Genomic DNA, 25,252 nt, shown 5'->3' with positions numbered 1-25,252 from the left:
AATAACTCGATGAACGTTTTGAAATACTAGCCTTTATTTGAAAATCTATTAACGTGAACCGTTTCGGTTGGCAGGTAGATGTATTATCCGTGTTATTCTTCGTATCACACCAAAGTTTTTATATAGGGTTCGTCCCTCTCTCCCGTCGTCACAGCATGGCTACGTTTCGCACTCCCATTGACAGGCGGAAATTTCTGAAGAGGGCCACCGCGGCAGGCAGCGGCATCGCGATCGCCGCGGCCGCCGGCTGCCTCGACGACGGCGACGACGACGAGGAGCTCGACGACGAGGAGGAGGCGGGCGAACCGCTCCCCGAGTTCACCTACTTCAACAACCCCGAGGACTACAACCCCGGGCGCCACGACACGATCAACCTGATCGCCGACCGCTGGTCCGACGAGGTGGGGATCAACGTCGAGGTCGAGGTGCTCGAGTGGGGGACGCTCTTCTCGACGGTCAACGACGAGTACGAGTACGATCTGGCGACCTGGAGTCAGTTCCCCGGCGTCGACATCGCCGAAAACGTCGCCGAGCGCTTTACCTCCGCCCACGCCGACGAGCCAGGGACGGGCAACCACATGGGCTATCAGGACGAGGAGATGGACGAACTGATCGCCACCCAGCAACGTACCGAGGACATGGACGAGCGGATCGAGGCGGTCCACGAGATTCAGGCGAAGATCGCCGAGGACGTCCCGTTCCACCCGATCCTCTACGAGGCGGAGCTGATGCCCCACAAGAACGACCAGCTCGACGGCTGGGTCGACCACATCGAGGGCTACAACCGGCTTCCGAACTACGTCAGCGTCGAGGTCTTAGACGAGAACGAGGACGGCTTCCTCCGTGGGTTCTGGACGGAGGCGCTCGAGAACCTCAACCCGTGGGCACACCAGGGACTCAGCAAGCACGTCCACCTGATGGACGCGCTGTTCGAGAAACCGATCCACATGACGCCGGAGCTCGAGGTCGACGAGGAGCTGAGCCTGGTCGACGAGATCGAGCGACCGGACGCGGAGACGATCGTCTGGGAGATCAAGGAGGACGCGAGCTGGTCCGACGGCGAGCCGCTCACCGCCGAGGACGTCGCGTTCACGTACCAGACGATCGTCGACGAGGCGCCCTCGCAGTACAGCCTGCAGGCGAGCGAGGTCGCCGGCGCCGAGGTGATCGACGAGTACACCGTCCAGATCGACCTCAACACCGAGTTCGGCCTCGCGGCCAACGGCGTCATCGGACACCCGATCTACATCACCCCCGAGCACGTCTGGGAGGGCGTCGACCTGCCCCAGGAGGAACTTGAGGAGGAGCCGGTCTCCAGCGGTATCGTGGAGGTCGACTACTGGGACCCGGGCCAGGAGGTCAACCTCGTCGCACGGGACGACCACCGGCTCGACTTCGAGATCGAGGGGATCAACTGGGAGATCATCACCTCCAGCTCGACGATCTGGGAGCTGACCGACCGGGGCGAGATCAACTACCACCCGTTCGCCCAGCCCTCGCGCGAGCTCTCGGAGGCCCACGAGGAGGACGACACCCTCTCGGTCGCGGAGGTCGAGGGAAGCGGCTGGACACACCTCAACATCAACACCCGGAACGAGGGCCTCGACGAGCAGGCGGTCAGACAGGCGCTCGCCCACGGCATTCCGAAGGAGACGATCAGCGAACAGCTGTACTACGGCTACTACCCACCGGGTCACTCCTACGTCAGCCCGTCGTTCGACGAGCTCCACAACCCGGACGTGGAGGGGATCTACACCGGCGACGTCGAGGAGGCACACGAGACGCTCCGCGAGGGCGGGTTCGTCATCACCGACGAGGGCGTTCACTACGCGGACTGAGAACGAGAGGATACGAGTCACGCCATGTCGAAGTTGAATTTCGCGATCCGGCGGCTGTTCCAGATGGTGGCGACGCTCTGGGTGATCGCCACGCTGCTGTTCGTCATGTTCCGGGCGATGCCGGGGGATCCGACGACGTACTTCCTCTCCGAGGGGATGCCGCCGGAGGCCCGTGAACGCCTCATCGCCCAGTACGGTCTCGACGAGCCGACGCACGTCCAGTACATCGAGTTCCTCAGGAGCCTGGTGACGCTCGAACTGGGGATCTCGTTTCACTCCGGTCGGGACGTCATCGACATCATCTGGCTCTACCTGCCGAACACGCTGGTGTTGATGTTCTCGGCGATCATCTTCGCGTACGCGATCGGGATCCCCCTCGGCGTGCTCGCGGCGTGGAAGCGCGGCGAGGGTACCGAGAAGGGTGCGGTGATCCTGGCGCTGATCCAGCGCAGCTTCCCCGAGTTCTGGGTCGGTCTCGTCGTGCTCGGGATCTTCGGCGCGTGGCTCGACGTCATCCCGATGAGCGGTATGACGAGCGGGGATCACCGTCCCGAGAGCTTCCTCGCGATGATCACCTCGCTCGACTTCATCTGGCACCTGCTCGCACCCGCGGCGGTGTTCGGGTTCTACCTCATGGGCCTGCCGCTGTTGCTCATGCGGAACAACATGCTGGAGGTGCTCGCCGAGGACTTCGTCGACGTCTGTCGGGCGAAGGGGCTCTCCGAGCGGAAGGTGATGTTCAAACACGCGGCACGGAACGCACTGTTGCCGATCGTGACCGCGGCGGCGATCGCGATCGGCTACGCGGTCGGCGGGGCGATCCTGGTCGAGACGGTGTTCAGCTGGCCCGGTCTCGGCCGCGAGATGGTCAGGGCGGTCTTGCGCCGGGACTACCCGGTCGCGCAGGGGACGTTCATGCTGCTCGCGACGACCGTCGTGTTCATGAACTTCGTCGCCGACCTGATCTACAGCTGGCTGGATCCACGGGTGACGTACGAATGAGGGCACATCTATGAGTCAACGAGAGGGGACGCGGGAACTGTTCGAGAACCTGGAGGGCTACGACGAACTCGACGACGTCGACTCCAGACGGCGAGCGATCCGGCTCTGGTCGGAGACGTTCTCCGAGCAGTGGGAGATCCTGAAAGAGGACCGCCTCGTCGTCTTCGGCGCGGTCACGATCACGTTCTTCAGCCTGATCGCCATCTTCGCGCCGTTCCTCGCGCCGCACCCGCCGACCGAGCGGATGTGGGACGGCGGGATGATCATGCAGTGGGAGAACCCGCTCTGGTACGGCGGCGAGGGCGGCTACCTCCTCGGGACGACCGCGGAGGGCTACGACATCTTCAGCCAGCTCATCTTCGGCTCGCGTCCGGCGCTGATCGTCGGGCTCTCCGCCGCGGTGCTCTGTGCCGGGATCGGAACGATCGTCGCGCTCGTCGCGGGCTACTACGGCGGCCGCGTCGACGACATCCTGATGCGGATCGTCGACGTCGCCTACGGCCTGCCGCTTTTACCCTCGGTGATCCTGCTGGTCGCGATGCTCGGCCCGAGCTTCCTGAACGTGATCCTCGCGGTCGTGTTGCTCCAGTGGCGCGCCTCCGCGCGCGTGATCCGGTCGCAGGTGCTCTCGATCCGCGAACGACCCTACGTCCAGGCGGCGAAGGTCACCGGCGCGAGCGACTGGCGGATCATCTCCAGACACATCGCCCCGAACATCCTTCCCCTTACCTTCCTCTACGGCGCGTTCGCCATCGCCACGGGGATCCTGACGGAGGCGGGCGTCTCGTTCATCGGCCTGGGCGACCCGAGTCAGGTCTCCTGGGGGACGATGCTCCAGACCGCACACACGTACAACGCGATGTACCACCAGACGTGGTGGTGGTTCATCCCGCCAGGTATCTGCATCGCGCTGGTCGTGATCAGCGGCTTCCTGATCGGCCGCGGCTACGAGGAAGTGACCAACCCGGCGCTGCGGGGGAACAACTGATGTCGGTGCTCGAGGTCAGGGACTTAGAGGTCCACTACGAGACCGACGGCGAACCGGTCCGCGCGGTCGACGGGCTCAGCTTCACGATCGAGGAGGGCGAGAACCTCGGAATCGTCGGCGAGTCCGGCTGCGGGAAGTCGACGCTCGCGAAGGCCATCCTGGGTATCCTCCCGAAGAACGGCTCGGTCAACGCCGGCGAGATCCTCTTCCAAGGCGAGGACCTCACCGGGATGAGCGACAAGAAGCGCCGGAGCTACATGTGGGACGAGATCTCGATGATCCCACAGTCGGCGATGAACGCGCTCGACCCGGTTTATACGGTGCGCGAACAGATCGTCGAGTCGATCGAGGAACACCGCCGCGGCGTCGAGAAGGCGCGCGCGAACGAGACCGTCGACGAGCTGTTCGACCTCGTCGGGCTCGACCCCGCACGAGCGGACGACTACCCCCACCAGTTCTCGGGCGGGATGCGCCAGCGGGCGATGATCGCGATGAGCCTCTCGCTCGATCCTGCACTCATTCTCGCCGACGAGCCGACGACGGCGCTCGACGTGATCATGCAGGACCAGATCCTGAAACGGATCGGCGCGATCCAGGAGGAGATCAACTCCTCGATGATGGTGATCACCCACGACGTGAGCGTCGTCGCCGAGACGTGTGACCGCGTGCTCGTGATGTACGCCGGGAAGCTCGCGGAGATCGGCCCCGTCGAGGAGATCTTCGAGACCCCGTATCACCCCTACACGGTCGGGCTGAAGCGGGCGTTCCCGAACATCCAGCAGCCCGATCAGAACCTCATCAGCATGCCCGGCTACCCGCCGGACCTCGCCCCGCCGCCGACCGGCTGTCGGTTCGCCGCTCGCTGTCCGCTCGCGACCGAGACGTGTTTCGAGGAGGAGCCACCCGCGGTCCAGAACGGGAACCTCGAGACGCGATGTCACCACACCGACCGCGTCGACAGCGAGCTGCGACCCTACGCGGGTGAGCTGCGGGTCTGGGAACGGACCGAGGCCGGCAGGGAGGTGTCCGGCACGTGAGCGCCGACCCCGAGCCGATCCTCGAGGTCGAGGGGCTCAACAAACACTTCGAGGTGAACAGCGGGATCGTCAACGACCTCAGGGCCCGCTTCACCGGTGCGGAGAAGGAGTACGTTCACGCGGTCGACGGCGTCGACTTCGAGCTCTACCCCGGCGAGGCGATGGGGATCGCGGGCGAATCCGGCTGTGGGAAGACCACGACCGCGAAGACGCTCGCGAAGCTCCACCAGCCCACCGGCGGGACGATCCGGTTCCGGGGCGAGGACATCACCGACCTCGAGGGGTCGGAGCTGAAGCAGTTCAGGCAGAACGTCCAGATGATCTTCCAGGACCCGTTCGAGAGCCTGAACCCCCGGATGACCGTCTACGACACGCTCGCGGAGCCGCTGCAGATCCACGACGTGCCGAACAAGCGCGCACGCGTCGCCCGCGCGCTCGAGTTCGCCGAGCTCCAGCCCGCAGAGCAGTACCTCGACTCGTACCCGAACGAGCTCTCCGGCGGGGAACGACAGCGCATCGCCATCGCGCGCGCCATCGTCCTCGACCCGGACTTCATCATCGCGGACGAGCCGGTGTCGATGCTCGACGTCAGCCTCCGGGCGGGCGTGCTCTCGCTGCTCGAGCGGATGACGAAGGAGTTCGGGCTCTCGATCGTCTACATCAGCCACGACCTCTCGCTTCTCCGCCACATGTGCGACCGGATCGCGATCATGTACATGGGTCGGATCGTCGAGATCGGGACGACCGAACAGATCATCGACGACCCGAAACACCCCTACACGCAGGCGCTGATCAACGCGGTTCCGGTCCCGGACCCGACGACGGGCCGAGAGCGCGTCGAACTCGAGGGCGAGGTCGGCGACGCGGTACACGTCCCCTCGGGCTGTCGGTTCCGCAACCGCTGTCCGGAGATCATCCCGCCGAAGGAGCTCTCGATCGACCAGCGCACCTTCCGCGGGGCGATGTCGCTGCGCGCGAGGGTCGACCGCGGCTTCGACGCCGAGTCCTACTGGGAACGGACCGGTGGGGACGGACGCTCGGAGCCCGAAGAGTTCAAGGAGATCCTGCGCGAGGAGTTCGTCCTCGGCGACCCGTCGAGGGAGAACCGGGAGGTGCTCGAGGAGGCGATCGACCTGCTCGCGGAGGGCGAGACGGAACGGGCGGGCGACCTGCTCCGCGAGCGCTTTCACTCGGTCTGCGAGCGGGTCGATCCCGCGGCCGAGGAGCGCCTCGACATCGCGGACGAGCGCAGGGTCGCCTGTCACCTCTACGAACCCAGCGAGTCGGGAGAACGGGGCGTCGACGACCCCGCTCCCGGCGAGGCGGCCGCAGGCGACTGATTTCTCTCTCAGCGTAGCCGACAGGAACAGACGATCGCCGGCGACGTCACCTCGAACGGGAGCGTCGTTCGGTGTTTCTCGACCGTTCCGGTGAGCGTCTCTCGCACCTCGCCGAGGGCGGTGATCCCCCGGAGCGCTGACGGTTCGACCTCGACCGACGCGCCGTCGAGGCGCGCTCCCCGTTCCTCCCCGGAGAGCAGGTAGCCCTCCTCGATCGGAATCGAGAGCCGTTCGGGACCGCCGTCGGGCGCGCGCTCGCCCATCGTCGCGGCGTAGTGGACGTCCGGGGGGACGTGACTCGACCTGAGCGTCCGCGTCGTCTCGTTTCTCCACCGTGGCATCCCGAGCCGTTCGACGACGACCGACGCCCGCTCGCGGAGCTCCTCGGCCGGGACCGACCCGGAGGCGACGTCGAGGTGTCGCGGGGCGATCCGTGGGGGAAACTCCCGTTCGGTGCCGGCGAGGACGGAGCCGGCCGGCCTCGCCCCGTGGTCGATCGCGCTCACCGAGTCGTGGAGCAACGTAGATATCCGCCCCCTCTCGACGAGCGAGACGGGCGTCGTCGGTCGGATCTCCGTGTCGTAGGCCAGGGCGGCGAACCCGCCTGCCGTGACCGTATCGCGGATCGAGAGCGCGTCGGGACCGAAACGATCGCCGACCGCGAACGGGCTCAGTCCGGTCGCGACCGCGTCGGCTTCGAGGTACGTGACGAGCCCCCTGACGAGGCGGCCGGCCGCGGCCGGCGCGAACAGCACCTCCCGCTCGTCGTCGTGCTCGATCGCCGTCGTCTCGCTCGATCGTGCCCGTTCGAACCGATCTCGCAGGACCGAGAGCGTCACAGGGAGCTCCTCGAAGATCGCCGTCCCGTTCGTCGTTCCGAGGTGCGTTCGGACGGCCCCGTCGTCCGCGAGCGTCGCGTCGACGGAGGCTCGGTCGATCCGGGTTCGCACAGCCGACCCGCTCGTCTCGAGCAGCGTCGTCTCGCGGCACTCGTCGCGGTACCGGAGGCGGGCACGACCGCACTCGGCGTCGAGGTGTGCGGAGAAGGCGTCGACGCAGTCGTCGGCCTTCTCCTCGACGGTACGGTCGTCGAGGTGGTCGTCCGCGCTCGCCCAGCCGTGGTGGACGTCGCGGTGGAGCGATCCCGCGTCGAAGCTCACGGGGGTGTCGGTCGCGAGGTGCCGACAGCTGCTCACCGCGCGCTCGGCCAGCCTGTCGAGCTCCTCGCGCTCGAGCGAACCGCTGTGTCGGTACTCGACGCTCCCGTGGGCGAACACGCGACACCAGACGCCGCTCTCCTCGACGTCGATCGCCGACTTCGGCTTCCGCCGTTCGGTGACGTCGATCCGCGCACGCAGGGCGTGCTCGCCGCCGACGACCGCGTGCGCGACCGTCCCGTCGTCCTCGAGCCGTTCCGCCAGGTAGGTCGCCGCGTCGACGACCGCCTCGGTGTCCATGGCGGAGCGGAGACGCCCCAGCTACTTACCCCCGGCTTTCTATCCCCGGTTTCGTTCCCTGCGCTCTTCTGCGTCGGCCTCCAGCTCCTCCGCGGTCCGGGCGTCGACGAGCCGTCTGCGGAACTCCCAGGCACCGGCGACGAGGATCAACAGCGCGAAGCCGACCCCGGTGAAGAGGTCGCCCTGGTACCAGAAGTAAGCGAGCGCGACGGCGCCGAACAGCACCGAGACGCCGAGGCTGATCAGTGCGAGGCCGTAGCCCTTCGGCTTCCGCGGCGTCGGTCCCGACCGTCCGATCATGGACGGGGCTTTTCGCTCCCGAGGAATCACTCTACCGTTCGCTGCCGGGGCCCGAGCGTTTTAGCCCCGGGGGCCCGCGGCTCACGTATGGCAACCATCAGCGACTGGTCGCTCGTCGAACTCCGCAGGGACCTCCACCGGTACCCGGAGGTCGGCTGGACGGAGTTCCGAACGACAGCCCTGCTCGCCGAGGAACTGGAGGAGCTCGGCTACGACCTCTCCCTCGGCTCCGACGCCCTCTCCCCCGACGATCGCCTCGGGGTTCCCGGGAAGGAGGAGCTCGACGCCGCGTTGCGGCGGGCACGCGAGGCGGGCGCTCCAGAGGCGTACCTCGACCGCATGGAGGGGATCAGCGGGCTGGTCGCGGAGCGGCGCTTCGGCGACGGCCCCGTCGTCGGGGTCCGCGTCGACATCGACGCGCTGCCCCGCTCGGAGGCCGACGGCGACGACCACAGGCCGGCGCGGGAGGGGTTCGCGAGCGTCCACCCGAACGAGATGCACGCCTGCGGCCACGACGCACACGCGGCGATCGGGATCGGCGTCGCTCGCGCAGTCCCCGAGACGGGGTTCGACGGCACGCTCCGCCTGTTCGTCCAGCCCGCCGAGGAGGGCGGCCGCGGGGGCTACCCGATGAGCCGGACCGACCTCCTCTCCGACGTCGACGCCCTCCTCGCCGTACACGTCGGTCTGGACCGCGAGACGGGAACCGTCGTCGCGGGCTACGAACGCCCGCTCTCGAACGCGAAACTCGACGTGGCCTTCTCGGGCGAGCCCGCCCACGCCGGCGGCGCGCCACAGGAGGGCCGGAACGCGATGCAGGCGCTCGCGGCCGCGGTACAGGGACTCTACGGCATCCCCCGACACGCCGAGGGCGCGACCCGGATCAACGTCGGGATGGTCGAGTCGCCGAACAACCAGAACGTGATCCCCGAGGACGCACGAATGCGCGTCGAGGTCCGCGGCGAGACCGCCGAGCTGAACGAGTACATGCTCGATCACGCCGAACGCATCGTCGGCGCCGCCGCCGAAATGCACGACTGCGAGGTCGAGACGTCGCTGTACGGGAAGACGACGAGCTTCGTCGCCGACGACGCGATGGTCGAGCGCGTGGCCGACGCGGCCGGATCGGTCTCCGGTGTCGAGACCGTCACCGAGCGTTCGGACTTCGGCGGAAGCGAGGACGCCTCGTACCTCATTCGCCGGGTGCAGGAGGGGGGCGGCGAGGCGACCTACGTGGGGATCGGCGCGAGCAACGTCGCCGGCCACCACACCGCCTACTTCGACGTCGACGAGGAGTGCATCCGTATCGGCGTCGACGTGATCACCGAGACGCTCCGGAGCTTCTCGTAGGACCGATACGCACATACGATTCGTCCCCCGACGTTACGGGGATGTTCGACCGCGAGCAGGTACTGTTCGTCACCGTCGCCATCGCCGTCTCCATCACGACGGTCTTTCCCTCGCTGCTGTTCGTCCGACTGGTGACGGGGGCCTCTCTCGCAGCTGCCCTCTGGATCGCGGTCCCCGGTTCGCTCGTCTTCGTCGCCGTCGTCGTCGTTCTCATGCTGCGAACCGAGGGGACGCTCATCCCACCGCTGGATTGAGACGTTCGCCCCACCCGTTCGGCTCACACCGCCTCTGCCTCGTTCGACTCTCCTCGATCACGACGACCCCGTTCGTGAAATCCCTCCGAACACGCTTTCTCCGTACCGCTGTCGTCGGTCTCCGTCTCGCCGATCTCCCCGGCCGTATCCTGCGGGGGGCACGCGAGCGCACCGAAGCGCTTCGCTCCGTACTCCTCGAGTGCGAGCCCTTCGAGCAGTTCGATCGCCTGCCATCGATCCGAGCTATCGTTCGTGGGTCCCGACCGCCACCGGTCGTTCCGGGTCCGTTTCTGTTGCTGCGCCGCCGCCCACTACCCTGTTCTCGTTGTCGGATCTCGGTGTGCTACGTCGGGGTTTCGTCCGTGCTGATCGGAGGCGTCCGACCGACGCGAATCGGGTTCACGGTCTCCCGGCGTCGGTGTGGAGTTCCCGACGAAACGTACGTTCTCCCCCGATAGAAACACGCCTCCGTGTGAGAACTCGGCTGATACGGTCAGTCGGCGTCGATCCACTACCTTCCGTTCGACGAGGACCGGAGCGATCCACGAACCGTCGTCTCCGGGTGAAGCACCTGGCGGGATTCCCGGTCGAGGTCGGCCACCACTCGTCCCGAATCCCTCGAAAGAGCAGCTGCGAACCGTTAACCCGGATCATCACAGTAGACCTATATGGGCGTGTCTCGAAGCTACTCACGGCACGGAGTCCGATGGGTCCCAACCTACCAACTCCGTGCCGATCTACTTCAGGGCACTCACGTCTCGAGCTGAGGCTCCGTCGTCGTGGGTGATCGCGCCGAACCGACGTACGCGTCGCCGTCGCTCTGACGCGGTCCTCGAGGAAAGCTACCGTCTTCCACCACCGATCACACCCTCAGTGCCTCGTCGGACGGTCGCTTCACACCGCGGCAGATCGGTACTCTCGGCGAGTTTCGGGACTCCGCGAGCCGTGCATCCAACCCCTTCTCGAAGCTGGGTCTCATTCGTAGGGCCAGTCGCCCGCGACCCGCATCGAGACGTCCAGCTCCTTCGCCTCTAGTTCCTCCCTGATCGAGTCGACAGAGCGCGATACGATCTCCGTACCCGGATCCGCGACCCGCTCGACGAGCGCCGTCGTCAGGATTGCGTGCTCGCGCACCGCCCGGGTATCCGTCTTGTCGAACGTATCCGCGAACGTGTGGCCGAAGCCGCGGCCCTCTCCGGTGACCGAGCGGACCTGTACCCCCGGAACCCCACGCCAGACGAACGGCCAGTGGTCGCTGTGGGGGTTCACCCCCGGGATCCGGTCGATCGGCTGGTCGTATTCGGAACCGACCTCCTCGAGTACCTCCGCGACGCCCTCGAACCCGCACGTCCGGACGGCCATGTCTCGCGCCCTGCCGGCACCGTCACAGTTGACGACGAGCTTTGTTCCTCCCAGATCGTGCTCGTCGGCGTAGGTCTGCGAGCCGATCAGGCCCAGTTCCTCAGCGCCGAAGCCGACCAGTCGTACCCGCGTCTCCAGGTCGGCTTCGATCCGGACGAGCGCCCGGGCGACCTCCGCGAGCACCGCCACGCCCGAGGCGTTGTCGAGCGCCCCCTCGCTGATGTCGTGGCCGTCGACGTGCGCCCCGACCAGGACCTCCTCCTCCGTAGCTGGACCCACTGTCCCGATCGTGTTCCGGGAGATCCCGTCACCGACGGTCACGTCGACGCTCACCCGGCCCTCGATCGACCCGACCCTGGCGTACTGGGCGAGGCGCTCGCCCTCCTCGGCACTGATCCCGACTGCGGGGAGCGGCCCCATCACGTCGGTACCGCCGCCGAGCGACCCGGTCGGCGGCAGACAGCCCGGGACGTGGTTCTGGTAGACGAAGGCGGCAGCACCGGCCTCGTACGCTCGGAAGTACTTCTCGCGGCGGTGCATCCAGCGGTGGTGACTCGGTGCGTCCGAGCGAGCGACGACGATCTTCCCCTCGAGATCCGACCGCTCGAACTCCTCCGGGAGGCCGTAACCGAGGTGGACGACCTCACCCTCTGCCTCGCCCGCCGGACTCCCCGGCAGCGAGATCACGTCGAACGCGCGTTCTCTCGGGACGTCGATCGAGAACCGCGAGGTACCACGCTCCCACCGGGGGATCTCGAACTCGTGGGCGTGTACGTCGCGTACCCCGCTCTCCTCGAACGCCTCCGCGAGGCGGTCGTGGCCCTCGCGCTCGCCCTCGCTCGCGGCGAGGCGGGCGCCGATCTCCGAGAGGTCGAACAGTAGGTCGCGTCCGAGCCGTGAGGTGTACGTCTCGCCGATCCAGTCGGTTCGATCCATGTGGGCCGCTCGCACAGGTCGCGTATAACGGCTGAGGTAGGAGCCAGATCGACCGGCAGCGGCCGGTTCTTATCGACGCCCACCGACCCGGTGCCATGACGGACGCCACGCTCGCGCTCGCGGGGGACGCCATCGTCACCCAACGCCTCCGGACCAGAGCCGATTCCGGACTCGACCGCCTCGTCGAAACGATCCGCGGGGCCGACGCCGCCGTCGCGAACCTCGAGGTGTTGCTCACCGACGGTGATGGGATCCCGGCCGCGCGCTCGGGCGGGACGTACATGGACGCTCCGTCCTGGGTCGCCGACGAACTCGTCTGGATGGGCTTCGACCTCCTCGCGGCCGCGACGAACCACGCCGGCGACCTCTCGCTACCCGGCATGGAGCTGACGATGCGGGCGCTGGACGAGCGGGCGATTCCCTACGCGGGACTGGGTGCGACCCTCGCTGCGGCGCGCGCACCTACCTACGCCGAACGGCCCTGTGGCCGGGTCGGTCTCGTTGCGGCCGCGACGAGTTTCGTCCCCGGAACCGAAGCCGGCCACCAGCGACCGGACTTGGGGGGTCGACCTGGAGTCTCGCCGCTACGCCTGGAGACGGCCTACGAGATCCCCGCCGAGACGTTCGACCTGGTGACCGACCTCGCCTCCGACCTCGGGCTCGAGGCGCCCCGTGAGCGCTACCGCGACCTCGGGTTCCCGGTCGACGGCGACGGTTCGGATGGCTTTCACTTTCCGAACCTCCGCGGCAAGGACGTCGTCTTCGAGGAGGCAGACGACTTCGGGATCCGTCGCGAGGTGAACGAGGAGGACCGAGACGCGGTCCTCGCGAGAGTCGAGGCTGCGAACAGGCAGGCGGACCTCGTCGTCGCGAGCCTCCACGTCCACGAGGGGGCCGAGGGTCACCGAAACGACCACTCGGTTCCGGCCTTCCTTGAACGCTTCGCCCACGACTGTGTCGACGCCGGCGCGGACGTCGTCTTCGGTCACGGGCCGCACGTCGTACGCGGAATCGAACTCTACGACGGAGCCCCGATCTGCTACAGCCTCGGGAACCTCGCGATGCAGAACGAGACGATCCCGACCCAGCCGGCCGAACTCTACGACCGCTACGACCTCTCCCACGACGCGCTCCCCGCCGACCTCTACGACGCCCGCACGGAGGGCGATGGTGAGCGGATCGGCTTTCTCGCCGACGAGTGGTTCTGGCTGAGCGTCGTTCCGATCTGTCGGTTCGAAGGTGGCGAGGTTGAGCGAATCGACCTCCACCCGATCGACCTCGGGTTCGAGGAGCCACGGTCGGGCCGGGGCTACCCTCGATACGCGGACGCGGAGACGGGTGAACGGATCGTCGAGCGGCTATCGGAACTCTCCGCCCCGTACGGTACGGAGGTCGGGTTCGAGGACTGGCGAGGGACGATTCGAATTTCGTAACCGGGCTACGTCTTTCGTATCGTTTCGGGGCGCTTATTACGACGAACGAACTCCCACCGAACGAATGAGCGACGAGCAGCGGACCATCCTGCTGATCGGGAGCGGGCCGATCCAGATCGGGCAGGCAGCGGAGTTCGACTACTCGGGTGCACAGGCCTGTCGTGCGCTCGCGGAAGAGGGCGTACGCGTCGTCCTGGTGAACTCGAACCCGGCGACGATCATGACCGACCCGGAGATGGCCGACCGGGTCTACATCGAGCCGATCACCACCGAGGCGATCGCCGAGATCATCCGAAAAGAGGAGCCCGACGGCGTCATCGCGGGTCTCGGCGGGCAAACGGGACTGAACGTCACCGCCGAGCTCGCCGAGGAGGGCGTCCTCGAGGAGTACGACGTCGAGATCATGGGCACCCCACTCGAGACGATCTACGCCACCGAGGACCGCGAACTCTTCCGACAGCGGATGGAGTCGATCGGCCAGCCGGTCCCCCAGTCGACGACCATCTCGCTGGACGAGGGCGAGTCCGTCACCGACTTCGACGAGGATGCGTTCCGGAGACGTGTCGAACGCGCCGTCGAGTCGGTCGGCGGACTTCCCGTCATCGCACGGACGACGTACACGCTCGGGGGGTCGGGATCGGGCGTCGTCGGCGAGATGGACGAGCTGGTCGAGCGGGTTCGTCGCGGTCTCAGACTCTCGCGCAACAACGAAGTGCTCGTCACCGAGTCGATCGCCGGCTGGATCGAACTCGAGTACGAGGTGATGCGCGACGCCGACGACTCCTGTATCATCATCTGCAACATGGAGAACGTCGACCCGATGGGGATTCATACCGGGGAGTCGACCGTCGTCACCCCGTCCCAGGTGATCCCCGACGACGGCCACCAGGAGATGCGCACGGCCGCGCTCGACGTCATCCGCGAACTCGGCATCCAGGGCGGGTGTAACATCCAGTTCGCCTGGCGCGAGGACGGTTCGCCGGGCGGGGAGTACAGGGTCGTCGAGGTGAACCCCAGGGTCTCCCGTTCGTCGGCGCTCGCCTCGAAGGCCACCGGCTACCCGATCGCCCGCGTGACGGCGAAAGTCGCGCTCGGGAAACGGCTCCACGAGATCGAGAACGAGATCACCGGCCAGACCACCGCGGCGTTCGAGCCAGCGATCGACTACGTCGTTACGAAGGTTCCCCGGTGGCCGAAGGACAAGTTCACCGACGTCGACTTCACGCTCGGTACGGCGATGAAGAGTACGGGAGAGGCGATGGCGATCGGTCGAACCTTCGAGGAGAGCCTGCTGAAGGCGCTCCGCTCGACGGAGTACGACCCGGCCGCGGACTGGGCCGAGGTGGGTGACGACGAACTTGAGTCGAGCTACCTCGAGGCGCCGACGCCGGATCGGCCCTACGCGATCTTCGAGGCGTTCGAACGCGGGTACTCGGTACCGGACGTCGCCTCGCTCACCGGCATCCACGAGTGGTATCTCGAACGGTACGCGAACGTGGCCGAGGCGACGCTCGCGGCCAGTGAGGGCGAGTTCGCCCCGGCGGCGGCGGTCGGGATGACGAACCGGGCGGTCGCGACCGTCGGCGGGACGGACGTCGAGGCGGTCGAATCGGTCGCCCCGTCCAGATCGTACAAACAGGTCGACACCTGTGCGGGCGAGTTCGCCGCCTCCACCCCCTACTACTACTCGACGCGCGACCTGGGTGACAGGTTGGGGAGGGACGAGGTCCAGGTCGACCGCGACGTCGAGAGCGTCGTCGTCGTCGGCGGCGGACCGATCCGGATCGGCCAGGGTGTCGAGTTCGACTACTGTGCGGTCCACGCGGTGCGCGCGCTGCGCGAGATGGGTATCGAGGCCCACGTCGTGAACAACAACCCGGAGACCGTCTCGACGGACTACGACACGAGCGATGGGCTGTTCTTCGAGCCGATCACCGCCGAGGAGGTCGCGGACGTGATCGAGGCGACCGGCGCGGACGGCGTGATGGTCCAGTTCGGCGGCCAGACCTCGGTGAACGTCGGCGAGCCGCTGCAAGAGGAGCTCGAGCGCCGTGACCTCGACTGTGCGGTGCTGGGGACAACCGTCGAGGCGATGGATCTCGCGGAGGACAGGGACCGGTTCAACGCGCTGATGGACGAACTGGGGATCGCGCAGCCGGAGGGTGCGACGGCGAGAAGCGAGCACGAGGCGCTCACCCTCGCCCACGACATCGGCTACCCCGTGCTCGTCCGGCCCTCCTACGTCCTCGGCGGGCGGGCGATGGAGATCGTCCACGACGACGAGGAACTCGAGACCTACATCGAGGAGGCGGTTCGCGTGAGCCCCGACAGACCGATCCTGATCGACGAATTCCTCCAGGGCGCGATCGAACTCGATGTCGACGCGGTCGCCGACGGCGAGGACGTGCTGATCGGTGGGATCATGGAGCACATCGAATCCGCAGGCGTTCACTCCGGGGACTCGGCGTGTCTGATCCCGCCGCGGTCGCTCGATGAGGAGACGCTCGCCCGGGTCCGCGAGGTGACCGAGGAGATCGCCCGCGGGCTACAGACGGTCGGTCTACTGAACGTCCAGCTAGCCGTAAAAGACGGCTCGGTTTACGTCCTGGAGGCGAACCCCCGCTCCTCGAGAACCGTGCCGTTCGTCTCGAAGGCGACGGGCGTGCCGATCGCGAAGCTCGCCGCACAAGTGATGGCGGGCGCGTCGCTCGCCGAACTCGACGTCGAGGAGGGGATCCCCGAGCACGTGAGCGTGAAGGAGGTGCTCCTGCCGTTCGACCGCCTCCCCGGAAGCGACCCGCGTCTCGGGCCGGAGATGAAGTCCACGGGCGAGGTGATGGGGACCGCCGAGAGCTTCGGGAAGGCCTACGACAAGGCCCAGGACGCGACCGGCAAGCCGATCCCGAAGGAGGGTACCGTCGCCGTCGACCTCTCGGCGTCGTCGTTCCCCGATCCAGGTACGGAAGAGGGCGAGGCGCTCGTCGCCCGGTTCGCCGAGCACTTCGCGTTCTCGGAGGCGGTCGACCTGGTGAGCGCCGCACGCGAGGGCAAGCTCGACCTGATCGTCTCGCGGGACCGCGACCTCCTCGAGGTCGCCGTCGAGGAGGAGATCACCTACTTCTCGACGCCGGCGAGCGCGCGTGCGGCGCTCGACGCGATCGAGGCCGCCGACGAGAATCCCTCGGTTCTGGCGGTGAGCGACCGGCCGCTCGTCGCCGGGACCTGGGGTCACACCTCGACGAACTCGTCGTAGAACTCCGCCGGGAGGTTCTCTCGCTCCCAGGCCGCTCGCTCCTCCTCGCCGAGCGCGCTCGCCCAGAGGGTGAGCAGCGTGACGAAAAAGGAGCCGCCGAACAGCAGGATCAACAGCGCGTCGACCAGCGGCGAGAGCGAGAGATCGAGGACGCCCGCACGAAGCTCTCCGGGTGCGGGGCCGAAGGCGAGCCACCGGCCGACGATCGGAGCGAGACCGGTGGTGAGGATCGGATAGAGCGTCGCGTCGAGGACCGGCCCGCCCCTCGCGAGGACGAACGCGCAGGCGAACGCCCCCCAGCAGGCCATCGCGCCGACGACTCCCGCCCAGCGGCGTGCGCCGTCGATCTGCGTGCCCGGCGCGAGCGCCTCGATCCCTCCGAAGAAGGCGACCGCGGCACCGAAGTAGCCGATCCAGAACGCGAGGACGCCAGCGCCGATCACGAGCGCGTGATCGAGACGGCGCTGGCCGACGAACCCGGCGAGGGCGGGCGTCTCCATACCCCGTCTCTCGACGTGAGCGAGTTGAACGTTCCGAGGACCGACCGCTATGCTTTTGTGATACGTCTTCGAGTGAGGCCCACGGGTGTGTAGTTCAGTCCGGAAGAACTCCTGAACTGAGGAGGAAGGTGGCGGGCGCGGCGCGCGACGCGCCCGACGAGGCGATGGGGCGTCGGTCAGGCGGCCCGAGGTTCGAGTCCTCGCGCACCCATTACCGTGCTCGCACGAGAACGGTCGGCGCTCACCACTCCGACCGATCGGTCCCGCCGTCGGTCCGACCCCGTTCTGCGGGGACCGAGGGTCCGAGGATCTGTGGGGAGTCGACGCCGGTGAGCACGACGCTCGCGCTGGCTCCCGTCGCGTCGTCGTCGATCGAGAGCCCCCAGATGACGTGCGCGTCGGCCCGGATCCTGGCTCGCAGCTCCTCGACCGCGTCATCGGCCTCTCGGAGACTCATCCCCGGGCCGAGGGTGAGGGTGAGCAGCGCGTTCGACGCGTCGCTCACGTCGGCGTCGAGGACCGGGGAACGGAGCGCGTCGACCACCGCCTCGCGAGCGGCGTCGCCGCCGCCCCCCTCGCCGAGCCCGAACATCGCGACCTCGCTCCCCGAGAGCGTCGTCCGGAGGTCGGCGAAATCGACGTTCATCGTCCCCGACGTCGAGAGCAGCCTCGCGACGCCGGTGACCGCGCCGGAGAGCACGCGGTCGCTCACCGAGAACGCCTCGCGCACCGAGAGCTCGCCCCGGAGCCCGAGGATCCGGTCGTTCGGGACGACGATCGTGGTGTCCGCGGCCGCACGGAGCCGTTCGAGACCGCGCTCGGCCGTCTCGGCTCGCACCCGTCCCTCCGCGGCGAACGGTGTCGAGACCACGGCGACGGTCACCGCTCCGAGGTCGCGCGCGATCCTCGCGACCACCGGGGCGCTCCCCGTCCCGGTCCCGCCGCCCATCCCCGCCGTGACGAACACCAGATCCGAGCCCTCGACCGCGTCACGGATCGCCTCCCTGCTCTCGGAGGCGGCGTCCTCGCCGACCCACTCGTTCGCACCGGCTCCCCGGCCGCGGGTCGACCGCGGGCCGAGGAGCACCTTCTCGTCGGCGTCCACGGAGAGCAGGTGCTGTGCGTCCGTGTTACACGCGACCCGGTGGAGGCCCGTCTCGCGCTCGATCTCGTCGACGCTGTTGCTGCCGGCCCCGCCACAGCCGACGACCGCCACGCTCGCCTCGCTCTCCGCGAGCCGGTCGCGAAGCCGCTCGTCGCCGTCCGGCATCGGTGCGAACTGCATGGCTCGCTAAACAGGTACGGTTCACTTACTTATTCGACCGGTAACGAAGCGATCGCTCGCCCATCCCGAGCTTAGGCGGTGGGAAAGACGGCTCAGTCGGCCGTGACTCGGCGTTCCGGCTCGGCGAGCGCGAGCACGTCGTCGAAGAAGTCGAGCGTGTCGTGGGGTCCCGGGTTCGCCTCGGGGTGGTACTGGCGGGTGATGACCCCCAGCTCCTCGCTCGCCAGTCCCTCGGGGGTGTCGTCGTTGACGTTCACCTGTGTCACGTCGAGGTCGCCCGGCTCCGAGACGGTGTAGCCGTGGTTCTGGGTGGTCATCACGACCCGACCGGTCGCGAGGTCGCGCACCGGCTGGTTCACCCCGCGGTGGCCGAAGGTCATCTTCTCGGTCTCGCCCCCGAGGGCGTTCGCGACGACCTGCTGGCCGAGACAGATGCCGGCGATCGGGCGCTCGCCGACGGACGCTTCGACGACCCGCTGTGCGTCGGTGAACGTCTCGGGGTCGCCCGGTCCGTTCGAGACGAAGACGACGTCGGGGTCGAGCGAAGCGATCTCCTCGGGAGCGGTGTCGTACGGCAGGACGTGAACGTCCGCGCCGCGGTCGGTGAGCGAACTCACGATCGAGCCCTTCGCCCCGCAGTCGATCAGCGCGACGTCGTACCGCCCGCCCCCTTCGACCGTCTTCGGCTCCGTTACGCTCACCTGCGCGCCGATCTCGGTGTGCTCGCTCATGTGCTTGCACTCCGCGAGTTCGGCACGAGCGGCCTCCTCGGACGCGTCGGGGCCGGCGGCGATCCCACACTTCATCGCGCCCGTGTCCCTGATCTCGGTCACGAGATCCCGCGTGTCGAGATGGTCGACCGCCGGGACGCCCTCGCTCTCGAGCCACTCCGACACGCTCTCGGTGAGTTCGAGCGCGACGACGGCACGGGGGTGGACGCGCTCGGACTCGAATCGCTCGGCTCGGACGCCGTAGTTCCCGATGAGTGGGTAGGCGAAGGTGAGCACCTGCTCCTCGTAGGAGGGGTCGGTGAGGCTCTCCTCGTAGCCGGTGTAGGCGGTCGTGAACACGAGTTCCCCGCGGGCGCGCCCCGGAGCACGGGCGCGCGCGGTGAGCACGCGACCGCCCGGAAGCGCCACGTAGGCGTCCGACATTACGAGATGCGTACGAATGTCGCGTGCATAAACCTTGCTTTCGAAGCTCGGTTACGAATTTCGTAATCGTGAAGTGACCCTCGTCCCTACCTCCTCCCCCCGATGGACGACCTCGACCGGCGGATCCTCGACGTGCTCCGACGCGACGCGCGGACGCCCTACACCGAGATCGCAGAGCGCGTCGGCACCAGCGAGGGGACGGTCAGGAACCGCGTCGACCGGATGGTAGACGAGGAGGTTATCGAACGGTTCACGGTCGCGACCCGGACCGGGAACGTGAAGGCGATGATCGAGGTGGGCGTGGCGGTCGATGTCGATACCACGGAGGTCTCCGAACGGATGGCCGACTGGGACGAGGTCGACTTCGTCTGGCAGGTCTCCGGCGAGAAGGACGTCGTCCTCGTCGCGGACGCGACCGATACCAGAGGACTGAATCAGCTCATCACGCAAGCCAGGGAGTGCGAGGAGGTCATCAGCACGAAGACGCGGCTGATCCTCGACGAACGGCTCGGGTGAAACGACTCGTCGGACAGCTCTCTTCGTTTCGACGTACCGGTCGTGCACCTGCTGTATCGGAACGGTGGACGGAGAGAGCGGATTCGGTACCGAACCGCCGTTCGTCTCACTTCCTCGACGACGAGACGGTTTCCATCACCGACTCACGAGTGAGGGGGATACTCCTCGAGCGCCGTCTCGTCCGGTTCGCAGCCCCAGCCGGGACCGTCGGGCAGCTGCAGGTTCCCGTCGCGGTACTCCGGGGTGGCGGTGAACAGTTCGTCGTCCCAGGGGAGCCGATCGACGTCGGTCTCCATGATGCGCAGATTGGGGATGGCCGCCGCCCAGTGCGCGTTCATACACGTGCCCAGGTGACCGTAGTAGTTGTGCGGCGCCACGTGTAGCTGGTGTGCATCGACCATGGACGCGATTTTCACCGTCTGCTGGACGCCGTTCCAGAGCGCGTCGATGATCACCACGTCCATCGCCCGTTCGCGCAGGAAGGGCACGAACGATTCGTGGGGAACCAACGCCTCACAGGAGGCGATAGGGTGGGGACTTCTCCGGCGTACGTCGGCCAGCGCTTCCGCGTTGGGCGAGTCGAGCTCGACCCAGAACAGGTCGACGTCTTCGAGTGCCTGCAGTGTGCGGATGTACCCTTCGGTCTTCATGTTGTAGTTCAGGTCGAGCAGAACGTCCACCTCCGGGCCCGCTCCCTCCCGGAGGGCCTCGAGGTACTCTCGTTGGGCTGCCAGCTGATCGTCTTCGATGGTCAGGGACGGGTGGAACGGATTGCCGAACCCCGGACGCCAGCCCGTCGGTTCGTCGCTGCGGAAGTCAAAGAGGTTGGTTTTGAGGGCAGAGAACTGGCTGTCACGCACCTCCTCACCGAGAGCGACGACGTCCTCGAGAGTCTCTATCGGCTCGTACCACTCGGGTCGGGTGATACGATAGGTGCCACAGTGTGACCAGTACACCGGTATCTCCTCGCGGATCGCTCCACCCAGCAGGTCCACGCAGGGAACGCCGAGTTCTTTCGCCTTCGCATCGAGCAGCGCGTTCTCGATGGCCCCGACTGCCATAGCACCGACGCCGGTGTACGACTGGCGCACCTCCGGGATAAGGCGTGCTCTGATACGTTCGATCGCATCCACTGACTCACCGACCACTATCGGGGCCATATCCTCGACGACCGTGGTGATACCGGTGGCACCCAGGTTTTCGTCGTACTCGCTCCAGCCGACGACCCCGTCGTCGGTACTGATGCGGACGAAGTGGTAGTCGCGCCACCCCGCGTCGCTGTGTCGCGTCTCGAGGGACTGGATCGTACCCATGCTGCGCATCGATGACGAGTGGTACCATAACAATACTACTTACTCAATCTGAATCGAATAGCGCCAAAAAAAACCAGACGGGTTGGATTTCTTTTGAGGGGACTCCCGTTCGACTGGAAATACTGCTCGCTGAATAGATCGTCCGTAGTTCGTAGTCCGGTGCCTACCAGGCATCAGTCGAGTCGGAGTACCGGTCTGTGAGTCTCTCGCGAGCTCCTCGAAACGGACACGGCTTCGGCAGGGAAGGGATACGCACGTCACCTCATTCGGACGAGATCTGACGGCCGAAAGGGGAGCCTACGGTCGAACTCGACGACCGGTCCCAGGGATCGTTCCCGACTTAGGCGGCTCGTAGCTACAACCCGGTAGACCAACCGAGAGACGATGACCGATCACCCTGCGGGGGAGTTCGTCTGGACGGCCGACGTCGGCGTCTTCACCTGTCCCGGCTGTGCGGCGACGGCGCTCGCCGCCGCGATCGAGTACGACGACCTGGGCTACCCGATCTGTCCCGCCTGCGGCGTCCGCGACCGTGCGATGGACCTGGGACCGTTCGAGGGGATAACGCTCGGCTGACGCGATCCGAAGGGTGTTTGACCCCGCCCGCCGAAGCGGGCCCTATGAGCGCCACGGATAGCGCGGAGAGCCACGAGAACGCGAGACAGGAGGTCGTCGCCGTCGACGAAGAGGACGAGGAACAGGGAGTCGTCAACCGGCTCGACGCTCACACCGGCGACGGGATCCGCCACCGGGCGTTCACTTCGCTCGTCTTCGACCACGACGGGCGGATCCTGCTGGCCCAGCGAAGCCCCGACAAGCGCCTCTGGGACACCTGCTGGGACGGCACCGTCGCCTCCCACCCCGATCCGGGACAGAGCCAGGAGGAGGCGACGAGACAGCGCCTCGAGGAGGAACTCGGGATCTCGCCTTCCCAGTACACCGACCTCCGGGTGACGGACAAGTTCGAGTACAAACGATACTACGGTCGTGACGGCGTCGAACACGAGGTCTGTGCGGTGCTCAAGCTAACGCTCGACGACACGGCGCTCGACCCGGACGAGGCCGAGGTCGCGGGCCTGCTCTGGGCGCCGTACGACCGGCTCTACGACCACCCGCGGTGGTACCGCCAGCTCCGTCTCTGTCCCTGGTTCGAGATCGCGATGCGCCGGGACTTCGAGTAGCCCGCGACCCACGCGACGAACGTTTTTCTCCCCGCTCTTCCTCTGACGGACGATGGCCACGATCGCCGACTTCAGTATCGCCGCCGAGGACTTCGCGCTCTCGCACACGATCGAGTCGGCCCCGGACGTCTCCTTCGACGTCGTCCGTCTCGTCGCGCACGACGACGATCGTGTCTTCCCGTTGCTGTGGGTCTACGCCGACGCGTTCGACGCGGTCGAGGACGCGATGGTCGAGGACACGACCGTCGATGACGTCGAACTGCTGACCGACCTCGACGGCGAGCGACTCTACCGGATGGAGTGGACCGACCGGGTCGACCTCGTGATCTACGTGCTCGTCGATCACGATGGGACGATCCTGAACGCCGCGACGCAGGACGGTCGTTGGCACCTCCGGGTGCTCTTTCCGACGCGGGAGGCGCTCTCTGCGACCTACGAGTTCTGTCGGGAGAGCGCGTTCAACGTCGAGGTCGGGGCGATCTACGAGATGGACGACTCCCAGAGCAGCCGGTACGGGCTGACCGACGACCAGTACGAGACGCTCAGACTCGCGCTCGAGGCCGGCTACTACGACGTCCCCCGGTCGACGACGATGGACGAACTCGCCTCGGAGATCGGCATCAGCCACCAGTCGCTCTCCGAACGCCTCCGGCGTGCCCACCGAAACGTCCTGGAGTACGTGATCGCCCCGGGGTTCGAGAACTGATCGAGATCCGTCGAGTGCGGCCGATGGCGCTCTTCGGTCGAGTTACGTCCGTTTCCAACCTTCGGAAGTAGTGAGGGTGAAGTAGGTGGACCTCCTGACCCGGTGCATGTGCGAGGGTCCCCGCGACGTCGACGCCGACCGCCGTCGGCTGCTCGCCTCGGTGGCAGGCGTGGCACTCTCCGGTGCGCTCGCGGGCTGTTCGAGCGAGGAGGCCGAGGAACCGGACGGGACCGACGGGGGAGAGAGCGACGACGGCGCGGACGGGGGGAACCCGAGGCCGACGGACACACCCCCGGAAACGGACGAAGGGGGCGAGGGGGGCGAGGAGACTCCGGCGGAGACGCCGGAGTCCGTCGGGCCGTGGATCGAGATCGTGGAGGTCCGCTTCGGCGACCGGGAGATCATCGAGGGTGAGGCGATCGAGGTCGCGGTCGACGTCGAGAACGAGGGCGACGAGACGGGGATCCACACCGTCGAACTGACCGCCGACGGCGAGGTCGTCCGGGCCGAGGACGTCCGGGTCGAGCCCGAGGAACGCGAGACGGTGACGTTCCGCCTCACGATCACCTCCCCGGGGGAGTACGAGGTGGGCGCCGGCGACGAGACCGTAACGGTCCTCGTCGAGCCCGAACCACCCGAGTTCGAGGTACGCGAGGCGACCGTCGAGACCGAGACGAGTACGGGAGAGCCCGTCGAGGCGCGAACGACCGTCGACAACACCGGGGGGCCGGGAACGTTCGAGGCCGAGTTCCTGATCGACGGCGAGGTGGTCGACGAGATCGCGGTCGACGTCGACCGCGAGAGCGAGGAGACGGTGACGTTCACCCACTCGTTCGACGAACGGGGGCGCTACGAGGTCGGGGTCGCGGGCGAGGACGCGGGAACGGTCGCGGTCGAGGGCTGTGAGACGCTCGTCGCCGAGACCGAGACGGTCGGCTGGAGAGAGTCGCTGCGCTACGCGATCGAGTTCGAGGAGGAGGGCTCGGTCTCGATCGATATCGAAACCGACACCGGCCGTGCTCCCACGCTCACGATCACCGACCCCTCCGGCGAGGCGATCGTCGACGGTCGCCGCGAGGAGCGTCTCGACGGCGAGTTCGGGACCGGCCCCGGGGAGTACGACCTCTTACTGGAGAACACCGCGACCTTCCCCTTCTCCGACGGCCGGTGGGTGATCGGGATCGAGGCCTGCTCGGTCGGCGCGGTCGCCCGGACGAACTGACCCCGGGGCGGAGGGGTATATTTATCCCACCGCTGGGTCATGACTCATCCGATATGGGATCGTACACGCGGAGGACCGTCGTCGGTGGTGGACTGAGCGTCGTCGCGCTCGGTGGCGTGGGTGTCACGGTGAGCGGGGAGGGCGCCGACTCGGAGGAGGGTGGAGGCGACGAGAGTGGAGACGAGGAAGGGGCAGTGGCGTCGCGGGTTCGCGTCGCCCACTTCGCGCCGGACGTCCGATCGATCGAGGTGAGCGTCGGCGAGGACCACCGCCTCGAACTGGAGCGGTTCTCGATCCGCTCGACCGACGAGGAGATCGAGCCCGGAACGCACCGACTCTCGATCGAGGGAGAGGAGGGGCTGCTCGTCGAGGAAAAGATAGACGTCGGGGACGGGCCGCTCACGGTCGTGGTGCTCGGCGAGGCGTGTGCCGTCGGCGACCGGGCGCTCTCGGCGCTCCGAATCGAGGACGACCACCGGCCGACACCGGAGGGCCTCGCGCGAATCCAGGGCGTCCACGCGTCGCCCGACGCCCCGACCGTCGACGTGACGCTCGGGGAGGAGACGATCATCTCCTCGCTCGAGTTCGGCGATCACCGGACGATCGAGCTCCCGCCGGGCGAGGCGACGATCGAGGTTCACGCGGCCGAGGGTGATGGCGCCGGCGAGTCACTCGGTCGGTTCTCGATCGAACCGGAGGCGGGTCGCGTCTACTCGGCGTTCGGTGTCGGTTACGTCGATCCGGAGAGCGCACCCGAGGAGGCTGACGGCCCCTCCTTCGCGCTCGCGATCAGCGAGGACGCTGCGCCCGGCGAGGCCGAGTAGC

General features: G+C 67.3%; 22 protein-coding genes and 1 tRNA gene. 16 read left to right on the top strand and 7 right to left on the bottom strand.

The annotated features are described in order from the left end of the window. Window positions 1-155 precede the first annotated feature (155 nt). Genes V2L32_RS21025 through V2L32_RS21005 form a run of 5 tightly spaced genes read left to right on the top strand, consistent with a single transcriptional unit; the run spans window position 156 to window position 6,205 of the window. Complete coding sequence (locus V2L32_RS21025; RefSeq protein ID WP_331234596.1) at window positions 156-1,838, top strand: ABC transporter substrate-binding protein; 1,683 nt, start codon at window positions 156-158, stop codon at window positions 1,836-1,838. A gap of 24 nt (window positions 1,839-1,862) precedes the next feature. Further along, the gene (locus V2L32_RS21020; protein WP_331234594.1) at window positions 1,863-2,840 is read left to right on the top strand and encodes an ABC transporter permease; all 978 of its coding nucleotides are present in this window, start codon (window positions 1,863-1,865) and stop codon (window positions 2,838-2,840) included. Window positions 2,841-2,850: 10 nt separating this feature from the next. After that, window positions 2,851-3,828, top strand: coding sequence for an ABC transporter permease (locus tag V2L32_RS21015; protein ID WP_331234593.1), 978 nt, complete (start codon window positions 2,851-2,853; stop codon window positions 3,826-3,828). Then, window positions 3,828-4,865, top strand: coding sequence for an ABC transporter ATP-binding protein (locus V2L32_RS21010; protein WP_331234592.1), 1,038 nt, complete (start codon window positions 3,828-3,830; stop codon window positions 4,863-4,865). Before V2L32_RS21015 ends, V2L32_RS21010 begins: the two co-directional genes overlap by 1 nt. After that, on the top strand, window positions 4,862-6,205 hold the full coding sequence (locus V2L32_RS21005) for an ABC transporter ATP-binding protein (RefSeq protein WP_331234591.1): 1,344 nt from the start codon (window positions 4,862-4,864) through the stop codon (window positions 6,203-6,205). The genes V2L32_RS21010 and V2L32_RS21005 overlap by 4 nt, the downstream gene beginning before the upstream one ends. A gap of 8 nt (window positions 6,206-6,213) precedes the next feature. Here V2L32_RS21005 and V2L32_RS21000 read toward each other — a convergent pair whose 3' ends face one another. Beyond that, window positions 6,214-7,662, bottom strand: a complete 1,449-nt coding sequence (locus V2L32_RS21000) for a metallopeptidase TldD-related protein (protein ID WP_331234590.1) — start codon at window positions 7,660-7,662, stop codon at window positions 6,214-6,216. Window positions 7,663-7,701: 39 nt separating this feature from the next. Beyond that, window positions 7,702-7,962, bottom strand: a complete 261-nt coding sequence (locus V2L32_RS20995) for a hypothetical protein (RefSeq protein ID WP_331234589.1) — start codon at window positions 7,960-7,962, stop codon at window positions 7,702-7,704. A gap of 87 nt (window positions 7,963-8,049) precedes the next feature. On the opposite strand from V2L32_RS20995, the gene V2L32_RS20990 reads away from it, so the two are divergent. Further along, the gene (locus V2L32_RS20990; protein WP_331234588.1) at window positions 8,050-9,312 is read left to right on the top strand and encodes an amidohydrolase; all 1,263 of its coding nucleotides are present in this window, start codon (window positions 8,050-8,052) and stop codon (window positions 9,310-9,312) included. A 41-nt stretch (window positions 9,313-9,353) separates the two neighbouring features. Further along, complete coding sequence (locus V2L32_RS20985; RefSeq protein WP_331234587.1) at window positions 9,354-9,566, top strand: hypothetical protein; 213 nt, start codon at window positions 9,354-9,356, stop codon at window positions 9,564-9,566. A 975-nt stretch (window positions 9,567-10,541) separates the two neighbouring features. Here V2L32_RS20985 and V2L32_RS20980 read toward each other — a convergent pair. After that, window positions 10,542-11,864 carry a M28 family metallopeptidase gene (locus V2L32_RS20980; protein WP_331234586.1) on the bottom strand — a complete coding sequence of 441 codons (1,323 nt, stop codon included), beginning with the start codon at window positions 11,862-11,864 and terminating at the stop codon, window positions 10,542-10,544. 95 nt (window positions 11,865-11,959) lie between these two features. Between V2L32_RS20980 and V2L32_RS20975 the strand changes: the two genes are divergently transcribed. Together V2L32_RS20975 and carB are read left to right on the top strand one after the other, a co-directional pair. Next, entirely contained in the window at window positions 11,960-13,297 is a 1,338-nt protein-coding gene (locus tag V2L32_RS20975; protein WP_331234585.1) for a CapA family protein, read from the top strand. Between the two features lie 64 nt (window positions 13,298-13,361). Beyond that, window positions 13,362-16,550: a carbamoyl-phosphate synthase large subunit gene (carB, locus tag V2L32_RS20970; protein WP_331234584.1), complete on the top strand. Its 3,189-nt coding sequence runs from the start codon at window positions 13,362-13,364 to the stop codon at window positions 16,548-16,550. Here the strand turns inward: carB and V2L32_RS20965 are convergent. Next, complete coding sequence (locus tag V2L32_RS20965) at window positions 16,526-17,050, bottom strand: hypothetical protein (protein ID WP_331234583.1); 525 nt, start codon at window positions 17,048-17,050, stop codon at window positions 16,526-16,528. The two genes, carB and V2L32_RS20965, sit on opposite strands and share 25 nt — an antisense overlap. An 83-nt stretch (window positions 17,051-17,133) precedes the next feature. On the opposite strand from V2L32_RS20965, the gene V2L32_RS20960 reads away from it, so the two are divergent. After that, a tRNA-OTHER gene (locus tag V2L32_RS20960) sits at window positions 17,134-17,261 on the top strand. Window positions 17,262-17,291: 30 nt separating this feature from the next. Here V2L32_RS20960 and ftsZ read toward each other — a convergent pair. Beyond that, window positions 17,292-18,335 carry a cell division protein FtsZ gene (gene ftsZ, locus V2L32_RS20955; protein ID WP_331234582.1) on the bottom strand — a complete coding sequence of 348 codons (1,044 nt, stop codon included), beginning with the start codon at window positions 18,333-18,335 and terminating at the stop codon, window positions 17,292-17,294. 92 nt (window positions 18,336-18,427) lie between these two features. Continuing rightward, a complete protein-coding gene (carA, locus tag V2L32_RS20950) occupies window positions 18,428-19,489 on the bottom strand; it encodes a glutamine-hydrolyzing carbamoyl-phosphate synthase small subunit (RefSeq protein WP_331234580.1) in 1,062 nt (353 codons plus the stop codon). A gap of 102 nt (window positions 19,490-19,591) precedes the next feature. Between carA and V2L32_RS20945 the strand changes: the two genes are divergently transcribed. Next, window positions 19,592-20,005 carry an Lrp/AsnC family transcriptional regulator gene (locus tag V2L32_RS20945; protein WP_331234579.1) on the top strand — a complete coding sequence of 138 codons (414 nt, stop codon included), beginning with the start codon at window positions 19,592-19,594 and terminating at the stop codon, window positions 20,003-20,005. A gap of 143 nt (window positions 20,006-20,148) precedes the next feature. On the opposite strand, the gene V2L32_RS20940 is transcribed toward V2L32_RS20945, so the two are convergent. Next, window positions 20,149-21,318 carry a mandelate racemase/muconate lactonizing enzyme family protein gene (locus V2L32_RS20940; protein ID WP_331234578.1) on the bottom strand — a complete coding sequence of 390 codons (1,170 nt, stop codon included), beginning with the start codon at window positions 21,316-21,318 and terminating at the stop codon, window positions 20,149-20,151. A gap of 384 nt (window positions 21,319-21,702) precedes the next feature. Here V2L32_RS20940 and V2L32_RS20935 point away from each other — a divergent pair, with 384 nt between their 5' ends. The 5 genes from V2L32_RS20935 (at window position 21,703) to V2L32_RS20915 (ending at window position 25,251) form a co-directional block, all read left to right on the top strand. Continuing rightward, entirely contained in the window at window positions 21,703-21,894 is a 192-nt protein-coding gene (locus V2L32_RS20935; protein WP_331234577.1) for a hypothetical protein, read from the top strand. Between the two features lie 44 nt (window positions 21,895-21,938). Then, complete coding sequence (locus tag V2L32_RS20930; protein WP_331234576.1) at window positions 21,939-22,499, top strand: NUDIX hydrolase; 561 nt, start codon at window positions 21,939-21,941, stop codon at window positions 22,497-22,499. A gap of 52 nt (window positions 22,500-22,551) precedes the next feature. After that, window positions 22,552-23,205: a helix-turn-helix domain-containing protein gene (locus V2L32_RS20925; protein ID WP_331234575.1), complete on the top strand. Its 654-nt coding sequence runs from the start codon at window positions 22,552-22,554 to the stop codon at window positions 23,203-23,205. Window positions 23,206-23,311: 106 nt separating this feature from the next. Continuing rightward, a complete protein-coding gene (locus V2L32_RS20920) occupies window positions 23,312-24,427 on the top strand; it encodes a CARDB domain-containing protein (protein ID WP_331234574.1) in 1,116 nt (371 codons plus the stop codon). A 53-nt stretch (window positions 24,428-24,480) separates the two neighbouring features. Next, window positions 24,481-25,251 (top strand): DUF4397 domain-containing protein, encoded by a 771-nt coding sequence (locus tag V2L32_RS20915; protein WP_331234573.1) that lies wholly within the window; start codon window positions 24,481-24,483, stop codon window positions 25,249-25,251. The last annotated feature ends 1 nt before the right edge of the window (window position 25,252 follow it).

It is taken from the genome of Halalkalicoccus sp. CGA53 (genome assembly GCF_036429475.1).
Lineage (GTDB): Archaea > Halobacteriota > Halobacteria > Halobacteriales > Halalkalicoccaceae > Natronorarus > Natronorarus salvus.
This window is presented reverse-complemented; position numbering and strand designations above follow the sequence as displayed.

Coding starts and splice junctions, on each gene's coding strand:
- carA (WP_331234580.1), bottom strand. CDS start 19,489: ATGTCGGACGCCTACGTGGCGCTTCCGGGCGGTCGCGTGCTCACCGCG.
- V2L32_RS20930 (WP_331234576.1), top strand. CDS start 21,939: ATGAGCGCCACGGATAGCGCGGAGAGCCACGAGAACGCGAGACAGGAG.
- V2L32_RS20980 (WP_331234586.1), bottom strand. CDS start 11,864: ATGGATCGAACCGACTGGATCGGCGAGACGTACACCTCACGGCTCGGA.
- V2L32_RS21010 (WP_331234592.1), top strand. CDS start 3,828: ATGTCGGTGCTCGAGGTCAGGGACTTAGAGGTCCACTACGAGACCGAC.
- V2L32_RS20940 (WP_331234578.1), bottom strand. CDS start 21,318: ATGGGTACGATCCAGTCCCTCGAGACGCGACACAGCGACGCGGGGTGG.
- carB (WP_331234584.1), top strand. CDS start 13,362: ATGAGCGACGAGCAGCGGACCATCCTGCTGATCGGGAGCGGGCCGATC.
- V2L32_RS21000 (WP_331234590.1), bottom strand. CDS start 7,662: ATGGACACCGAGGCGGTCGTCGACGCGGCGACCTACCTGGCGGAACGG.
- V2L32_RS20935 (WP_331234577.1), top strand. CDS start 21,703: ATGACCGATCACCCTGCGGGGGAGTTCGTCTGGACGGCCGACGTCGGC.
- V2L32_RS21020 (WP_331234594.1), top strand. CDS start 1,863: ATGTCGAAGTTGAATTTCGCGATCCGGCGGCTGTTCCAGATGGTGGCG.
- V2L32_RS20990 (WP_331234588.1), top strand. CDS start 8,050: ATGGCAACCATCAGCGACTGGTCGCTCGTCGAACTCCGCAGGGACCTC.
- V2L32_RS21015 (WP_331234593.1), top strand. CDS start 2,851: ATGAGTCAACGAGAGGGGACGCGGGAACTGTTCGAGAACCTGGAGGGC.
- V2L32_RS20985 (WP_331234587.1), top strand. CDS start 9,354: ATGTTCGACCGCGAGCAGGTACTGTTCGTCACCGTCGCCATCGCCGTC.
- ftsZ (WP_331234582.1), bottom strand. CDS start 18,335: ATGCAGTTCGCACCGATGCCGGACGGCGACGAGCGGCTTCGCGACCGG.
- V2L32_RS20965 (WP_331234583.1), bottom strand. CDS start 17,050: ATGGAGACGCCCGCCCTCGCCGGGTTCGTCGGCCAGCGCCGTCTCGAT.
- V2L32_RS20925 (WP_331234575.1), top strand. CDS start 22,552: ATGGCCACGATCGCCGACTTCAGTATCGCCGCCGAGGACTTCGCGCTC.
- V2L32_RS20945 (WP_331234579.1), top strand. CDS start 19,592: ATGGACGACCTCGACCGGCGGATCCTCGACGTGCTCCGACGCGACGCG.
- V2L32_RS20915 (WP_331234573.1), top strand. CDS start 24,481: ATGGGATCGTACACGCGGAGGACCGTCGTCGGTGGTGGACTGAGCGTC.
- V2L32_RS20995 (WP_331234589.1), bottom strand. CDS start 7,962: ATGATCGGACGGTCGGGACCGACGCCGCGGAAGCCGAAGGGCTACGGC.
- V2L32_RS20975 (WP_331234585.1), top strand. CDS start 11,960: ATGACGGACGCCACGCTCGCGCTCGCGGGGGACGCCATCGTCACCCAA.
- V2L32_RS21025 (WP_331234596.1), top strand. CDS start 156: ATGGCTACGTTTCGCACTCCCATTGACAGGCGGAAATTTCTGAAGAGG.
- V2L32_RS20920 (WP_331234574.1), top strand. CDS start 23,312: ATGTGCGAGGGTCCCCGCGACGTCGACGCCGACCGCCGTCGGCTGCTC.